Source organism: Leeuwenhoekiella palythoae (assembly GCF_020310025.1).
Classification (GTDB): Bacteria; Bacteroidota; Bacteroidia; order Flavobacteriales; family Flavobacteriaceae; genus Leeuwenhoekiella; species Leeuwenhoekiella palythoae.
This window is the reverse complement of record NZ_CP084318.1, coordinates 3,536,226-3,553,663: the sequence shown is the minus strand read 5'-3', so window position 1 is coordinate 3,553,663 and position 17,438 is coordinate 3,536,226. Positions and strand designations below refer to the sequence as shown.

Annotated in this window: 12 protein-coding genes; 4 read left to right on the top strand and 8 right to left on the bottom strand. The window is 38.3% G+C overall.

Features of this window, described 5'->3' with window-relative positions:
* Positions 1–30: 30 nt before the first annotated feature.
* The 3 genes from LDL79_RS15190 to gltB all read right to left on the bottom strand — a co-directional run bounded on the left by LDL79_RS15190 (position 31) and on the right by gltB (position 6,567).
* Positions 31–471, bottom strand: a complete 441-nt coding sequence (locus tag LDL79_RS15190; protein WP_167597198.1) for a hypothetical protein — start codon at positions 469–471, stop codon at positions 31–33.
* A 113-nt stretch (positions 472–584) separates the two neighbouring features.
* Positions 585–2,051, bottom strand: coding sequence for a glutamate synthase subunit beta (locus LDL79_RS15185; RefSeq protein WP_072979132.1), 1,467 nt, complete (start codon positions 2,049–2,051; stop codon positions 585–587).
* A gap of 7 nt (positions 2,052–2,058) precedes the next feature.
* The gene (gene gltB / locus LDL79_RS15180) at positions 2,059–6,567 is read right to left on the bottom strand and encodes a glutamate synthase large subunit (RefSeq protein ID WP_225598326.1); all 4,509 of its coding nucleotides are present in this window, start codon (positions 6,565–6,567) and stop codon (positions 2,059–2,061) included.
* Positions 6,568–7,039: 472 nt separating this feature from the next.
* Between gltB and LDL79_RS15175 the strand changes: the two genes are divergently transcribed.
* The 3 genes from LDL79_RS15175 to LDL79_RS15165 are packed head-to-tail and all read left to right on the top strand — an operon-like array spanning position 7,040 to position 9,830.
* Positions 7,040–8,158, top strand: coding sequence for a porin (locus tag LDL79_RS15175; RefSeq protein ID WP_225598325.1), 1,119 nt, complete (start codon positions 7,040–7,042; stop codon positions 8,156–8,158).
* Positions 8,159–8,177: 19 nt separating this feature from the next.
* The gene (locus LDL79_RS15170) at positions 8,178–8,516 is read left to right on the top strand and encodes a P-II family nitrogen regulator (RefSeq protein ID WP_072979138.1); all 339 of its coding nucleotides are present in this window, start codon (positions 8,178–8,180) and stop codon (positions 8,514–8,516) included.
* A 33-nt stretch (positions 8,517–8,549) separates the two neighbouring features.
* Complete coding sequence (locus tag LDL79_RS15165; protein ID WP_394372582.1) at positions 8,550–9,830, top strand: ammonium transporter; 1,281 nt, start codon at positions 8,550–8,552, stop codon at positions 9,828–9,830.
* A gap of 187 nt (positions 9,831–10,017) precedes the next feature.
* On the opposite strand, the gene LDL79_RS15160 is transcribed toward LDL79_RS15165, so the two are convergent.
* Complete coding sequence (locus tag LDL79_RS15160; RefSeq protein WP_084673007.1) at positions 10,018–10,362, bottom strand: DUF4870 domain-containing protein; 345 nt, start codon at positions 10,360–10,362, stop codon at positions 10,018–10,020.
* Between the two features lie 165 nt (positions 10,363–10,527).
* Between LDL79_RS15160 and LDL79_RS15155 the strand changes: the two genes are divergently transcribed.
* Positions 10,528–11,811, top strand: a complete 1,284-nt coding sequence (locus LDL79_RS15155; protein ID WP_225598323.1) for a hypothetical protein — start codon at positions 10,528–10,530, stop codon at positions 11,809–11,811.
* A gap of 44 nt (positions 11,812–11,855) precedes the next feature.
* Here LDL79_RS15155 and LDL79_RS15150 read toward each other — a convergent pair whose 3' ends face one another.
* From LDL79_RS15150 to LDL79_RS15135, 4 genes are read right to left on the bottom strand one after another with little or no spacing between them, the layout of a single operon-like run.
* The gene (locus LDL79_RS15150) at positions 11,856–13,325 is read right to left on the bottom strand and encodes a lipopolysaccharide biosynthesis protein (RefSeq protein ID WP_225598322.1); all 1,470 of its coding nucleotides are present in this window, start codon (positions 13,323–13,325) and stop codon (positions 11,856–11,858) included.
* The gene (locus LDL79_RS15145; protein ID WP_225598321.1) at positions 13,325–14,608 is read right to left on the bottom strand and encodes a glycosyltransferase family 4 protein; all 1,284 of its coding nucleotides are present in this window, start codon (positions 14,606–14,608) and stop codon (positions 13,325–13,327) included. Before LDL79_RS15145 ends, LDL79_RS15150 begins: the two co-directional genes overlap by 1 nt.
* A 27-nt stretch (positions 14,609–14,635) precedes the next feature.
* Complete coding sequence (locus LDL79_RS15140) at positions 14,636–17,077, bottom strand: YfhO family protein (protein ID WP_225598320.1); 2,442 nt, start codon at positions 17,075–17,077, stop codon at positions 14,636–14,638.
* Positions 17,078–17,105: 28 nt separating this feature from the next.
* Positions 17,106–17,366 (bottom strand): DUF4834 family protein, encoded by a 261-nt coding sequence (locus LDL79_RS15135; protein ID WP_225598319.1) that lies wholly within the window; start codon positions 17,364–17,366, stop codon positions 17,106–17,108.
* Positions 17,367–17,438 lie beyond the last annotated feature (72 nt).

Here is a 17,438-nt window from a genome sequence, read left to right as displayed (position 1 = left end):
AGCCTTAATGTTTCTACCTCTGTATGAGCATTATTCAAAGGTGTAATACAATCCTGGACCGTCACAACTTTGCCAAGAACTCTGCACACTATCTGAGGTAGTATACATAAGTAATTCTACTGTATCTCCAGTACAATTACCTACCAATTCGCCATCTGAATCGTGAGTAAATTGTAGATATTTATCACTGTTGATCATTACAATATCAAATGTACCTTCAGATTTTAAAGTTTGTCCATCACGCTCTCTAACCTTTGTAAAATGCATTTCAGGGCCTAAAATATAGTATTCCTGCCACGCCATTTCGGCTCCAGTGGTTTCAGAATTTCGAATCTGTCCGCTCATTTTAACTAAGTTAAGTCGTACCGTTGCGGTTTCTTGAACAAGATTAGTTGTTGCAGTGTTATTATCATCAGTACATGAGCTCAAACTCAATAGCATAAAACTGAAGAAAAGTAATCTAAACATCATGGAGAGTATTTTCTTTTAAGATGCTTAGAACTTAAAAAGGTTGCGTTTAGTATATAAAAAAAGCCTGAAGATCAATAACCTTCAGGCTTACAGTAAATTAAGTTTAAAAATAATTATACTCTTGGTAAATCACCATCTCCTTTTAACGGTAAATCAGAACTTCCCATAAGATATGTATCTACGTGATGGGCCGCCTGTCTTCCTTCTGAGATCGCCCAAACAATAAGCGATTGTCCTCGTCTAGAGTCTCCCGCCGCAAACACTCCGGGCACATTAGTCATATAATTATCTATTGAAGCTTCGATGTTTGTTCGCGCATCCATTTTAATGCCCAATTGTTCGGCAACTGTAGGTTCACTACCTGTAAATCCTAAAGCAAGAAATACCATATCTGCTTTCCATTCTTTTTCGGTTCCCGGAACTTCTGAAAGCGTAGGTCGTTCTCCCGGTTTGTGCGTCCATTCTACTTCAGCGGTCACAAGACCTGTTAGGTTTCCATTTTCATCACCCACAAATTTTTTAGTAGAAATTGAAAAGAAACGCTCTGCTCCTTCTTTATGAGAAGTACTTGTGCGCAGACGCATTGGCCAATAGGGCCAAGGCTGATTTTCAGGACGCTCAGGAGTTCCCTTACTCATTATCTCAAAGTTCTTCACGCTGGTTGCTCCGTGACGAATTGAGGTACCAATACAGTCACTTCCTGTATCACCACCACCTATTACGATCACGTCTTTACCGGTAGCTTTGATCTCTTCGCCTTTCCATTCTAAACCATCAACGCGACGATTGTTTTGAGGCAAGAAATCCATCGCTTGATAAATTCCTTTTAGATCAGATCCCGGAATGGGTAAATTACGTCTCACCGTTGCACCGGTGGAAAGTACTACAGCATCAAAATCATTTTTCAATGCATCAGCTTTGATATCCTTTCCTACGTGTACTCCACATTTAAAAACAATACCTTCTTCTTCTAAAATGGCCAATCTACGATCGATGACGTGCTTTTCCATTTTAAAATCAGGAATTCCGTAGCGTAAAAGTCCACCCGGTTTTTCGTCTCGCTCAAACACCGTTACAGAATGTCCGGCACGGTTTAACTGCTGTGCAGTAGCTAACCCTGCAGGTCCAGAACCAATAACTGCAACCGTTTTTCCTGTACGTTTTTCAGGTGCATTTGGCTTAACCCAACCATTTTTAAAAGCTTCTTCAGCTATATTTTTTTCGATATTTTCAATCGTAACAGGGTCTTCGTTGATCCCTAGTACACAAGCTTCTTCGCAAGGCGCAGGACATAATCTTCCTGTAAATTCAGGAAAATTATTAGTACCGTGTAAGATGGACGCGGCCTCTTCCCAGCGCTCGCGATAAACAGCATCGTTAAAATCTGGAATCAAATTACCAAGCGGGCATCCACTATGGCAAAAGGGAATCCCACAATCCATACAACGTGCTCCCTGGTTCTTTATCTCTGGCTTATCAAGCGGAATGGTAAACTCCTCATATTTCTGAATCCGTTCCTCAACAGGTTTGTACGGTTCATTTTTTCTATCATATTCTAAAAATCCGGTTACTTTTCCCATGATTCTATTATTCCGTTAAATCTGTTAATTTTTCTTCTTCTTCCAATCGTATCAATGCCTGACGGTATTCTTCCGGCAATACTTTAATAAACTTAGGCAAGTATGCATCCCAGTTCTCAAGAATACGCTGTGCCAAAGCACTTTGCGTATAATTGTAATGATTGGTAATCAATTCTTTTAATTGTTGTTTATCATTTTCTTCGGTAACTGGATCTAAGTTAAGATCTGCAGCATTACACTTAGATTTGAACTTTTGATCCTCATCTAAAACGTAAGCGATACCGCCACTCATACCGGCACCAAAATTACGTCCTGTTTTACCAAGTATTACAGCAACACCACCGGTCATATATTCACAACCGTGATCTCCTATACCTTCTACAACTGCGGTAGCGCCACTATTACGCACACAGAAACGCTCTCCGGCTACACCATTAAAATACGCTTCTCCGCTAGTTGCACCATAAAGAGCTACGTTACCAATGATGATATTCTCATTAGCTTCAAAAGTAGCCTCCTCAGGAACTTTAATAATTAGTCGAGCTCCAGAAAGTCCTTTACCTACATAATCATTAGCGTTACCATCTATTTTAAGAGTAAGACCTTTTGTAGCGAAAGCACCAAAACTCTGACCAGCCGAACCTTTAAAGTTCACCTTTAAGGTATTATCAGGTAAGCCTTGCTCACCATAGATCTTAGAAATTTCATTACTTAAAATCGCACCAACAGCACGGTTTAAGTTATTAATTTCAAGGTCTAGCGTTGTTTTTTCCTTACGGAATAATGCAGTATGCGCTAATTCTATAATTTCAAAATCAATAGATTTCTCTAAATGATGATTTTGTGATTCGGTATTGTAAATCTTTACTCCTTCAGGAACTTGAATGTTATGTAGAATTGGTGAAAGATCAATACCTGCAGCTTTATAATGTTCAATTGCTTTGTTTCGGTCTAACTTATGCGCTTGACCTACCATTTCGTCAACAGTTCTGAATCCTAGTTGAGCCATAATCTCTCTCAACTCTTCGGCAATGAAATACATAAAGTTAACCACGTGTTCTGGTTGTCCCTTAAACTTCTTACGTAATTCAGGATTCTGCGTTGCAATCCCTACAGGACAGGTATTAAGATGACATACGCGCATCATAATACATCCTGAAGCCACTAATGGTGCCGTTGCAAATCCAAATTCTTCAGCTCCTAATAGACAAGCGACAGCAACATCGCGTCCTGTTTTTAGCTGACCGTCACATTCTAAACGTATACGACTACGCAGGTTATTAAGTACAAGAGTTTGCTGCGCTTCGGCAATTCCTAATTCCCACGGTAAACCGGCGTGACGTAAAGAAGTAAGCGGTGATGCACCGGTACCTCCATCATAGCCTGAAACTAGAATGACATCAGCCATTGCTTTAGCAACCCCTGCAGCGACTGTACCTACGCCAACTTCTGAAACAAGTTTGACGTTTACACGTGCTTCTCGGTTTGCAGATTTTAGATCATAGATCAACTGCGCCAAATCTTCAATCGAATAGATATCGTGATGCGGTGGTGGAGAAATCAAACCTACGTAAGGAGTACTCTTACGGGTTTTAGCAATGAATTTATTTACTTTCTCTCCTGGCAATTGACCGCCTTCTCCGGGTTTTGCACCCTGAGCCATTTTAATCTGAATTTCTTTTGCGCTGGTAAGGTAGTTACTGGTAACACCAAAACGTCCTGAAGCTACCTGTTTAATGGCAGAGTTTCTCCAATCGCCATTAGGGCTTTTATAAAAACGCTCAGCGTCTTCTCCTCCTTCTCCACTATTACTCTTACCGCCAATACGGTTCATTGCAACAGCCAGATTTTCGTGCGCCTCCTTACTGATCGAACCATACGACATTGCTCCCGTTTTAAAACGCTTTACAATTTCGGTCCACGGTTCTACTTCTTCTATAGGAATAGGGTCATAATTTGAAAATTCAAAAAGACCACGAATAGTCATTAACTTTTTAGACTGCTCATTGATAAGCTTAGAATACTCTTTATAAGTTGAAGGATTATTACGTCTTACAGCTTCCTGAAGTTTTGCAATGGTCAACGGATTGAACATATGGCGCTCGCCATTACGTCTCCAGCGATACTCTCCACCTGCTTCGATCTCCAGATTACCTGAAATATGTTTACTTCCAAAACTACGGGTATGGCGTTTAGCAATCTCTTGCTCAACTTCATAAAGCCCTATACCTTCAATTCTACTTGGTGTATTTGGGAAATATTTTGAAATCAACTTAGAGTTTAAGCCTAAAGCTTCAAATAAACGAGAACCTCGATACGAGTTAAGCGTAGAGATTCCTATTTTATTCATTACTTTAATCACTCCTTTACCTATCGCTTTGTTGTAATTTTCTACTGCTGAAGTAAAGTCAATATCTCCTAGATTACCTGCTTCGATTTCCTTCTGAATGATCTCATTAACCATATATGGGTTGATCGCACTGGCTCCATAACCAAATAATAATGCAAAGTGATGCACTTCACGTGGTTCTGCCGACTCAACGATGATACTCATCTTAGAGCGCTGACCGCTTCTAAATAATCCACTGTTCAAGTACGAGCACGCTAAAAGTGCAGGAATTGGTGCCATCTCATCATTAACCCCTCTATCTGAAAGAATCAAAATGGTATGCCCATCATCAATTCCTTTTGAAGCTTTAGCAACCATTTCATCTAAAGCATCTTCAAGACCATTTAATCCACGTTTAGCTTCATAAAGCATCGGGATAGAAGTGACTTTAAAGTCTGGATTGTCAAAGTTTTTAATCTTATCAAGATCTTCTTTAGATATAACCGGATTCTGGATTCTGATTTTCTTACAATAATCAGGCGTGATTTCCATAAGATTGGTATCAGGACCTAGTGTAAGACTTAAATCAGTAATAAGTTCTTCTCGAATTCCATCGAGAGGCGGGTTAGTTACTTGTGCAAATAATTGCTTAAAATAGTTATATATAAGTTGTGGACGATCTGATAATACCGCTAGCGGGGTATCTGAACCCATAGACCCTATAGGTTCTTTACCTTTAGTAGCCATAGGTACAATTATCGTATTGATATCCTCTTTAGTATAACCAAAAGCATTTTTACGCAGACCAAAATCAGTATCTTCTAATTTAAAGTCAACATCACGGTAAGGTATGTCTTTAAGATGTACACGATTTTTAGATAACCATTCTTGATATGGTTTTTGCGTAACAATGCTTTCTTTAACTTCTTCATCATTAACAATGCGACCGGCTTTCATATCAACTAAAAACATTTTCCCCGGCTCTAATCTACCATGGAATGCAACGTTTTTAGGCTCAATATTTAAAACCCCGGTTTCAGAAGACATGATTACATCACCAGTTTTGGTAACGGTGTAACGCGATGGTCTCAATCCGTTACGGTCCAATACGGCACCTATGTAATCCCCATCTGTAAAAGGAATAGAAGCAGGACCATCCCACGGTTCCATGATACAGCTATTAAACTCATAGAACGCTTTTTTCTCAGGTGTCATATCTTGATGCTTTTCCCAAGCTTCTGGTACTAACATCATCATAATTTCCGGTAAAGATCTACCTGACATCAAGAGAAGTTCAACAACCATATCCATCGAAGCAGAATCTGATTTCCCCGGAAGAATAATTGGAAACAATTCTTTAATCTCTTCCCCAAACCAGTCACTTTTAAGAAGCTCTTCTCTACTACGCATACGCGAAACATTACCGCGCAGGGTATTGATCTCTCCGTTATGACACATATATCTAAACGGCTGCGCCAAATCCCAAGTTGGGAAGGTATTTGTAGAGAATCGCTGATGTACTAAAGCAAGTCTTGTAGTCAACTTAGGATCTAAAAGATCAACGTAATAGTACTTAATATCCTCAGGCATCAAAAGCCCTTTAAATATTAAGGTCTTATTAGATAGACTAGGCAGGTAAAAATAAGTGCGTTCTGAAAGCTTACTATTTAATATAGTATGCTCTGTAATTTTTCTTGCAGAATAAAGTTTGATCATAAACTCTTGCTCCTGCATTTCATCATTGGGCTTACCAATAAAAATTTGCTCTATGTGAGGTTCTACGCTTGCCGCGATCGCACCAAGATAACCGGTATCTACCGGTACGCGTCTCCAGCCTAAAAGCTTAAGTCCTTTAGCCTCGATTTGCTCTTCAAAAATCTTCTTACAATATGCTCGTTGATTTTCCTTTTGAGGAAGAAACACATTACCCATTGCATACGCTCTCGCTTCGGGAAGATCAAAGTCACAATTCTCTTTAAAGAAATCATAAGGTATATCTATAAGTATACCTGCACCGTCTCCCGTTTTTCCGTCACTACTAACCGCTCCTCTGTGTTCTAGTTTTTCAAGAATTTCTAGCGCCTTATGAATAATTCCATTAGACTGTTTTCCTTCAAGACTACAAATGAACCCAGCACCGCAATTTTCATGCTCCCATTCTGGTGAATATAATCCTTGTTTTTCCATAAAATTTTTGCTCAATATTAAAGACAGAATGATAAAGCTATTCAATAAACTGAAATGCCAATAATTTTAAAGAATAAGATTTTTATTATTTCGTAATTGTCAAAAAAAGGTCTTTTAAATAAAAAGTAATTAATAAAACAGAGGTCTTTTTATAGAAAATGAAATGCATTTTTGCCCAAAAACGGCTATTTCAGCAAATTTTAAAAATGCTATAAATCTTAAGCGAATGTTAACAATTGGCGTTTTTGATACTTTTTTACCCTAAAAATTACCATAAATTAACAAAAACAGCACATTCTCCATAATTAAATTCACAATTTAAAACTTCCGAAATCGCTTTCGGATAGCATACCCTAAAAATTTAGGGGGTATATTTACAAAAACAATAAAAATTTTCACTTACCCCCTATTTTTTTGGGGGTGGTTTTAAATAATACCTAGTTTAGCAGCTCACCAATTAATCAATTTAAAAATGAAAAAATTAATTTTACCTGTAATGCTATGCTTAGGTCTTTCAGCCTTTGCTCAAGAAGAAGAAACCTCTTGGACTGACGGATTCTCACTTTCAGGATCTATCGATGCGTATTTTAGACAGAATATCACTACGCTTAATAAGGTTACAGATGAAGGCTATCCTGCACCGGGTTCTTCATTTGCTAATCAGCCAGGATTTGCTTTAGGTATGGCAAACGCAGTTTTAAGCTATGAAAAAGGAAGTGTAGGAGCTGTAGCAGATCTTGTTTATGGCCCACGTGGTACAGATGCTGTTTTTGGCTCTACTACTGCAAGTTCAAGCATTGTGAACCAACTTTATGTGTATTGGAATGTGAGCGAAAGTGTTACTTTAACCTTTGGTAACTGGAACACCTTTTTAGGATACGAAGTTATTTCTCCTGCAGCGAACTTCAACTATTCTACTTCTTATATGTTCTCTTATGGACCATTCTCTCACTCTGGTTTAAAAGCAGACTTTGCCCTTGATGATAACTGGAGCGCAATGCTTGCAGTAATGAACCCAACTGATTGGACAGATTTTAATCCAGCAGGAAGCTACACTTTTGGAGGTCAGTTAGGATACTCAACAGACAGTGGTAGTACTTTCTTAAACTTAATTTATGGAGATCAGGATGGAGATTATACTGATCAAGGCTTAGGAGAAGGAGCTGGCTCTACTTTTCAGGTTGACCTTACCACTGGTTACGACTTAAGTGACTCTTTTTATCTAGGCTTAAACGCTACTTATAACACTACAGACGCTGGTGATTTGGGTGGTGATGATTATGGATTTTACGGTGTAGCTCTTTATGCTCAAGCTGCTTTAAGCGATTCTTTCTCTTTAGGATTACGTCCTGAATATTTTAGTGAATTTGCTGGCGGTGCTGGTGCAATAGGTGGCTACGATGCTGCAGGAGATGCAAATGTATTTGCGGTAACCCTATCTGGTAATGCAAAAGTTGGTCCTTTAACTTTTATTCCCGAATTTAGATTAGATTCTGCAAGTGAAGATGTATTTCTTGACTCGTATGACGGGACACCTACTTATACAGGTAGCTTAGGTTCTTTCTTACTTGCAGCCGTATATTCATTTTAACCTAAACTAAATTTTTACAATGAAAAAAATTGAAGCAATTATTAGAAAATCTAAATTTTCAGCTGTTAAAAAAGCGCTACACGAAAAAGGAGTGAACTTCTTTTCTTACTGGGACGTAACCGGTCTTGGGAACGAGAAAGAAGGTCATGTTTATCGCGGTGTTTCTTATAGCACAAGTGATATTCAACGTAGATACCTTTCTATAGTTGTAAATGATGATTTTGAACAAGCCGCTATTGCTGCCATTTTAGATGCTGCTGCAACCGGTGAAGTAGGTGATGGTAAAATATTTGTTTCTGATGTTAAAGATGCATACCGCATTAGAACAGGAAAGAAAGGACCGGATACTTTAAACTAAAACTAATCAAACTAAATAAATCAAATGAATTTTATGGCTAATATGTTATTACAAGAACCGGCTGATGCAGTACAAGCTGCTGTTGACGCAGTTAATGCAGATCTAGGTATTCTCTGGATCATCATCGCTGCCATTTTAGTATTCTTTATGCAAGCGGGCTTTACTTTAGTAGAAACCGGATTTACAAGTGCTAAAAATGCAGGTAACATTATTATGAAGAACTTTATGGACCTCGCAGTAGGATCTTTAATGTTCTGGGTAGTGGGTTACTCTATTATGTATGGTGGCGAAACCATTTTAGGTGGTTTTATGAGAGACCCTTTAGACTTAGCTTTCTTTAGCGAAGATGACTGGCACAACCTCTTTTTCCAAACTGTATTTTGTGCTACCGCAGCAACTATTGTTTCCGGGGCAGTTGCAGGACGTTTTAAGTTCTCTTCTTACCTTATCATTTCTGCGGTTTTAACCACATTTATCTATCCGGTATCAGGAAGCTGGTTATGGCCTTTTGATGATCAAGCTTGGTTAAACAATCTTGGATTTATTGATTTTGCAGGATCTACAATTGTTCATGCTGTCGGTGGTTTTGCCGCTTTAGTTGCAGCTAAACTTGTAGGACCTCGAATTGGTAAGTATGGCCCTGACGGAAAAGTTAATGCAATCCCTGGACATAACCTTGTTTTAGGTGCATTAGGGGTATTTATCCTTTGGTTAGGATGGTTTGGCTTTAACGGTGGATCTCAGTTAGCCTTTGGTGGCGACGATTCTATTGCGGTAGGTAGCGTGATCATAAACACTAACCTTGCAGCAGCATTAGGTGGTATCGCAGCGCTATTCTTTACTTGGATTAAATATGGTAAACCAGATATTTCTATGACTTTGAACGGTGCCTTAGCAGGATTAGTAGGTATTACTGCAGGCTGTGGTAATGTAGACGCTTTTGGTTCTGTAGCAATTGGACTTATCAGTGGTATCGTTGTGGTATTATCTATTGAATTCATCGATAAAAAACTTAAGATTGATGATCCAGTAGGTGCAATTTCAGTACACGGAGTATGCGGTTTCTTAGGAACTGTTTTAGTTGGTGTTTTTGCAACCGAAGGCGGTGTGCTTTACGGTGGTGGATTTGGCCAGCTAGGTGTTCAGTTCTTAGGTTCGATCTCTATGATCGCTTGGGCAATTGTTGCTACCTTTATCGTATTGTTTATCGTTAAGAAAACAATTGGAATCCGCGTTTCTGAAAAAGAAGAGCTTGAAGGTCTTGATGCGCACGAGCACGGAACAACAGCTTACAACTTTGAAGTTGACGAATAATTTTAGACTTATGAGTTAAAACTCAAAACGCTATAATTTATAAACCCTCAGCGAATGCTGAGGGTTTATTTTTTTTAGACTATTGGGATATTTCGAAGCAACTTAGGAGATTCTCGTCTCTAGCAAATTTTCAATCTCGAAAAGCGCCTTTAAGACTTCTCCTTTTGATTAGTGCCGAAATACTATTCTATTTTAAAAACTGTATAGATATCGGGTAATATGTAGCTTCACCATTTGCAGCTTTGATCGCATTAATTATCGGAAAAATTAGAACTAGCAAGCCTAAAGCTATAAACCCCAGAATTCCCAAGCCAAATAATAAGATTAAAGGAATACAGATTATACTATATATAAAGGTACTAATCTGAAAATTGAGAATTTGTTTTCCGTGCTCGTCCATATTGAGCACTTTTTCGCGCTGTGTTAACCACAGCACTAGCGGCACAATAAAGCCACCTATTCCGGTTACAAAATCTAGCAATTGACTAAGGTGTGCAACTACCAGTAAATTCTTATCTTCTCTAAGCATCATAATATGTTGATTTTTTGATTGTTTACCTATTAGTACTTCTGTTTTGATAAATGTTACAGTCGTGTGTGTTAACTACTCTCTCAAAATATGGCACGCTACTTGTACTTAACTAAGCGTACCATCCAAGAAATAGTTCAGAGTACAAACAATCTAAATCTAGAAATTATGAAAAACTTAATTTACCTTTTTATTGGTCTGCTTGCAGGAGTGTCTTCCGCAACCGCAGCAACCTTGGATGATACCTCAATTAATAGATATTATGATGGTAGTCGCTACATATTTGTAGAAGGCGGTGTAGAATTTTCTATATATCCTGATGGTGAATTTGACTTTGTTTTACCTCAAATCGCTCAAGGTGTAAATGTTAATGTAAATGCCGGTCCTGTAAATATTAGTTATAATTCAGGATACAACTATGATCCTTATGTGCAATATGATGATTATGGAGCAGTAATTCAGATTGAAAATGTGCCTATCTACTATGATAACTGGGGTAGAATTATTCAAGCAGGTGACGTATTTATAAATTATCAAAATAACAGAATCGTAAACGTAGGTGGCTTAAACATTTTTTATCGTGGTAGTCGATTTTCACACGTAACGGGTTATATCAATGTATACAATCGAAGATATGTATATCATCCGTATCACAACTTCTTTTACAGACCATTTTTTGACAGATGTTTAGTATACACAACACCGTATAGAAGATTTTATCGTCCTGTAAGATATGACTATGCATACCACAGAAGTCACTATATGCAAGGATACCGCAATGGCTATAGAAACGCTTATCATCATTTCAAACGACCTCAAGGACGTATTGCTCATAATAATGCAAGACGCGGCAGTTATAGCAAAGCCCGCGCACGAGTAAATACTGATAGTAGATCTTATGCTTCAAGATCAAGCACGTCTAGAGCCACTGCAAATAGCAGAACCTCTAGAAACGTTGCAAACACAAGACAATCGCGAAGCTCAAATAATGCTATTATCAATAACCGGTCAAGCCGAAATTCTGATGCCAGAAGAGCTACGAATAATACAAATGCTCGTGTTACTCGTAATGCAAATACCGTATCTCGAAGCAGTAATGCTGATAGAAATACGATAAGAACGCAAAGAACTAGTACTGCTACACGTAATAATGCTGTTCAAAGATCAAATCAACAGCGAACTATTGCTCAAAGAAGTACAAATAGTCGTAATATTGCAAAGTCTAGAAGCACAAGTAATCAGCGAAGCGTAGCACAACGCCCTAGCAATACGCAACGTGTTTCAAGAAACGTTCAAACACAGCACACAGTAGCAAGGCGTTCAACCGCTCCTCAGCGCAGCGTTCAGCGTTCACAAAGCTCAAGAAGCAGCAATGCGGCAAGAGCATCAAATACTAGAAAAACAAGTTCTGCGAGAACATCTAGAAGTAGCTCTAGAGGTCGCGGAAACTAAATAAAGATTTTTTGGTTGGTTAGTTGGAAGGTCCCGTATCTGATTTATTCAGATCGGGATTTTCTCGTTAATAGATAGGTGTTAATCCAGTGATTTATCTCAGTAGAAATTTTAAGTCGATAAATTAGGGTTAAATAAATCAGACCTAATATAACCGATTTCCCTCCTATTGCCAATACCGGATTCCACTTAAAATCCCAAAAGTAAAATCCTAAGCCCAACAATATAAGTACCATTGTTAAATACAATGATTCAGTAGTAAAAGGATGCATTTTAAATTTCTTCTGTACCACGTAAATCTTAGAAAGTGCATAAACCACCGAAGCCACAAAGGTTGCTATTGCTGCTCCGCTAATTCCCAAAATGGGTATAAAAATCAGATTGAGTACTACAGCTATCACGACTAAAACAATTCCTAATACTAAAACCAATCGGTAATAATCACTGTTGTATAAAATAGCATTATTATTACCCATTACGTTATCTATCAATTTAGCCAGCGCAATAAGCAATACCACATATAAGCCTTTACTATACGCCGGATCAAGCATCAAGTACAAAGTGTTTATGTTACAAACAATGAGCAAAAAAATGAGTCCGGAAACGGCATAAAGTGTTATGGAGCTTTTTTTATACAAATCCCTAAGTTCAAGATAACGCTGTGCATTAATATAAGTCGCGGTAAGCGGATACATAATTTGATGCATTGCTCTTGCAGGTACTGCAATAACGGCGGCAATGTAAATTCCTACGGAATAATAGGCTACGTTTTGAATAGGAATCAATTTACCTAACATAAACATATCAATCTCTAAAATCATAACCGCTACAGAACCGGCAATGATGATCAGGATACTATATTTTAAAATAGACAACCATTCTGCGGGAATTGCAATTCTAAAACGAGGCGCGCGCAATCTAAATGCGTAAAGCATCATCACAAGCATTCGCAGCGCATAAATAACTGCAACACCATACAAGAATCCTTCTGTGCTAAACCATTTAAGCGCAAAACCTACAAGTAAGAGCATAATGCAAAAGCGATGAAATACTTCATTCATCACATTTCCAAAAACACTTTGTAATTGTGTTTTAGCCCAAGCATAACTGATCTCAAAGTATGCCATTGAAAAGGCGATGATTGCAATCAAATAAGCATATGGCCGAACAATATCATTTTTTGAAGCTAAAAAATCTACCAGCTCGCCGTAAAAACAATACACTAAAATCGAAGCCGGAAGGATTATAAGTAAAGGAAGCATAAGCATAAAACTCAAAAAATCATCTTGCTTCCTACCACTGTAAGAAGAGTAAAATTTAATGAGTGTATTCTGAACGCCGAGCGCTACAAATGGCATTGCTAAGGTAGAAGCGCTAAGTAAAAATCCCACAAGGCCATAATATTCAGCATCAAAAAACTGTACATATAACACCAGCGTATTGAGCGCACCTATACCAAAACCTATATAGGTTGTAACTAGGTTTTTAAAGGATTGCGATGCAACTATTCCCATTACAAGGTGTGGATTAATTCGGCTAGCTTAGCGGTCAATGATTTACGCGTGAATTGCTCTAAATTACCGTTAGTTTGCGAAATACCACCATTTTTATACTCCTCATATTTTGTGAGAATAAATGCTTTTAATCGTTGTTTCTCAAGGTATGTAAAATAAATTCCGCCATCAGCTTTTTCTAAAATTGATGTTATATCTGAATTTACAGGACCAATAGCTAATATAGGTCTTCGTGCTGCTAAATATTCAAACAGCTTACCCGGAATAATCGCTTGCGTTTCTATAGAATCAATTTCTAGAAGCAATAAAATTTGTGCGCTACGTTGTTTTATTAAAGCTTCTTGATGCGTGACATACCCCGGAATCGTTAGATTATCCGCTAAGCCTTCGGCAATAATGGTTTGTTTCACCGATTCACCTACTCGGCCAATCAGTTCTATTTTTAAATCCTTGCCAAAAGTTGGTATTTCAGTCTTTAATTCTGAAAGAATTTCCCACAAGATCTTAGGGTTTCGATCTTCTAACAGCGAACCAATATGAGCCAATGAAAATGCAGAATCTAATTCTGGCTGCATAACTTTTTCATCGTCAAAGCCATTGGTAATGCACGTTACAGGAGTATTTGTAGTTTTCTCAAAATCACTTTTTGTTGTGGGACTTGTTACCAAAATTTGAGTGGCTTCATTTAAGATCTGAAACTCGAGATCAGCATGCTTTCGCTGAGCGAATTTAGTTAATCGCAACTTTTTATGATAGCCAATACTCGTCCATGGATCTCTAAAGTCGGCGATCCAAGGTAGATTATGAAGTTTCTTAAGATCCCTTCCTACAAGATGCAAGCTGTGCGGCGGACCTGTTGTAATTATGCAATCTACGGGGTGTTCCTTTAAATAAGAATTTAAAAACGCAACCGATGGTTTTACCCAAAATTTACGCGCATCAGGAATGAAAAGGTTACCACGAATGAACAGCATGAGTTTTTGTACTAGACTCTGTTTGCTTTCCTCTTTTATTATCCCGGAACTGATCTGCTTTGTGTTTTTCTTTGAGAAAAATTGAGCCATTTTATAAGGCTCCCAAATAGGATGTTTGAGAATGGTTACATCCTCCGGAATTTCATTGACTAAACTTTCATCCAGAATGGGATAATCTGGATTTTCTGGAATATAAACTACGGGCTCAACTCCAAATCCCCGCAAGTACTTAACAAATTTCAGCCAGCGCTGTACACCAGGTCCTCCGGCAGGAGGCCAATAATAGCATATGATCAACGCTTTTTTCACAAAAATAATTTAGAAACTTACTGTTACTTACTCCGTTTTAGCGCTATTCAACTTTCGGTAGGTAAAAAAGACCCCACCAAAAATGATCAATAGGAGCAAGATATTACTAGCCAAACTAATTGTACTTCCGGTCTTTACCACTTGAGGTTCAAATTTAAACTCGATGGTATGCTCACCTTCAGGAACCATCATCGCTCGCAAAATATAGTCTGCCTTAAAATAGGTTGAAGGTTCACCATCTATGTAAACATTCCAACCGTCAGGATAATACACCTCACTAAACACAGCCAATTTTGCTTCTTGAGCGCTAGATTGGTATTTTAAATAGTTAGGCTGATGCTCCACAAGTGAAATGTTATCTGTACTGTCTTGAGGAAAAATATTCCGTGATAGTTCATTTGCATAGCGCTCTTGAATCACAGCCGTCTGCAACGTATTTAAACTATCGAGAGCTAAAATTTCTGCATCGGCATCAGGCACAACCTTAACATTTTGTACAAACCAAACATTTCCATTTGCCTGCGGGTTTTGCTGCACTTGCTCAGCGCCCTCTTCATCTTGCGAGATTATGTATTTCACGTTAAGCAAATTCAATGGCTGTATGTTTCCTTGATACAAATAAAACTCTGCCAATTCCTGCAAGCGTGCAGGTTTTGCACCGTGATAACCTCCTATTGAATTATGAAAATAACTTGTACGCGCTCCATTTAAACCGATGCGTTGTTCAAAAACACGATACCGCGAAGTGTCTTGCAAAATCTGCTTATCTACTTCAGAAGCTTGAAAAGGCTGCTCTACCAATCGTGCAGCCATAAAGTTTTCGGTATTCACATAACGGCGATCTACTTGTACCAAATCAAAAACAATCAAAATTGCCATAACTAAAATCACTTGAATTTCAGATACTTTTTGTTTGATGTAAAACCAAATTAACCCGGCCGCGATCAGTACTAAAATCAGCGTTTTGAGCGTGTCGTTTACCAGAAGTGATTTTCGGTCTTCTTTAACGGCACTTATAAAATCCATTCCAAAATTCTGAATGTAATATGCATCATTGCCGCCGGCAAAAGAAAATAGACTTCCGTTGAATAATAGAATGATCAGAGATAGTCCTCCGGTAATTCCCGTGGTCCATTTTAAAGCTTTGAGCTTTTCTTCTTTTGCTTCGGTTTTCTGTAAAATTTTATACAAGCCAAAAACCGCAAGAACAGGTACACAAAGCTCAGCGATCACCTGTATTGAAGTTACAGCCCTAAACTTATTATAGAGCGGAAAATAGTCAATCCATAGATCAGTAAACCAAGAAAGGTTACTTCCGAAGCTTAACAACAGCGAGAGTATCGTTCCGCCTAAAAGCCACCATTTCAGGCGTCCTTTTACCATAAAAATTCCTAAAACAAATAAAAATACTACAACAGCCCCGAGATAAGCCGGACCTGAAACTCCAGGTTGACTTCCCCAATAATAGAGCCCGAATTGCCCAAAAATAGATTCAACCTGAGCAGGCGGAACTCCTTGTTGCAATAAAAACTCTGTAAAAGCACTGTCTTTATCATACGGCTCAGAGTTTGAACCACCATAGAGACCGGCGATAAAAAGGTCTAAAGTTTCAGAAATCCCGTAGCTGTATTGATTGATGTATGCTTTATCTAAACCACCAACATCAGTTTTAGGTGTTCCATCAGGATTGATGGTCAGATCGCTTTTTCCACGTGTACTAAACGCGCTATACTCTGAAGTTGCCATCAAACTCGCAGCGTTAGTACCAATAGCAAGCACAACAGCCAAAACTAAAATCCCAACACTTTTAAAGAAATGTGGTAATTCATTTTTTCGGAAAGCGTCTATTAAATAAGCAACCCCAAGCACAAGAACCAACAACATTAGGTAATAAGTCATCTGCACGTGATTGGCGACAATTTCTAACGCCATTGCAACCGTAGTGAGAATAAAACCCCAGATATACTTTTTTCTAAACGTAAGAAGGATTCCACTCAAAACCAGCGGCATATAGGCGATCGCGTGGGCTTTTGCATTATGGCCAACACCTAAAATAATAATGAGATAACTAGAAAACCCAAAGGCTAAGGCTCCAAGACCGGCATATTTCCAATCGAGTTTAAGCACAAGAAGCAGCACGTAAAAACCTATAAAATAGAGAAATAAATAATCGGCAGGTCGCGGTAAAAACCTGATGCTAAGATCTAAACTTTTGATCCAGTTATACGGATATTTAGCTCCCAATTGATACGTAGGCATTCCGCCAAAAGCTGCATCTGTCCAGTACGGTTCTTCGCCGGTAGCAGCTCTAAAATCCATTTGTTCCTTAGCCATCCCGCGGTATTGCTGAATGTCACTCTGAAACATCTTTTTCCCGGAGAGCACGGGACTAAAATAAAGTAATGCAGTAATTATAAATATCAAAACCACAACAAGGTGTGGCGCGATCTTTTTAAAGGAAAATGTCATATAAATTAGCTATACTAAAGCGTGGAAATTAGTCAATTTCTTCATAATCGATATATTCTCCCACAGTTTTATTTGAAGTCTGGTCACGATGCGGAACACGGTCTATAACCGTCTCTCCTTCTTTTTTAGCAGCAGGTTCTTTATAGCCGCGACCTTGGGCCATATTCTGAAAACGCTCCCCTACCTTTTTGGCCAAGTAACGCATTATATAAGGAGATAAAAATCTAAAAAGGATTCGCAATCCAAAGAAGATTAATAAGATGATAAGCAATGTTTGAATAAACTTCATCAGCACAATATTTGCGACAAAATTAACCATTACGACACGTTTTCACCTTAAAAAAAGAATAAAACCTAGCCT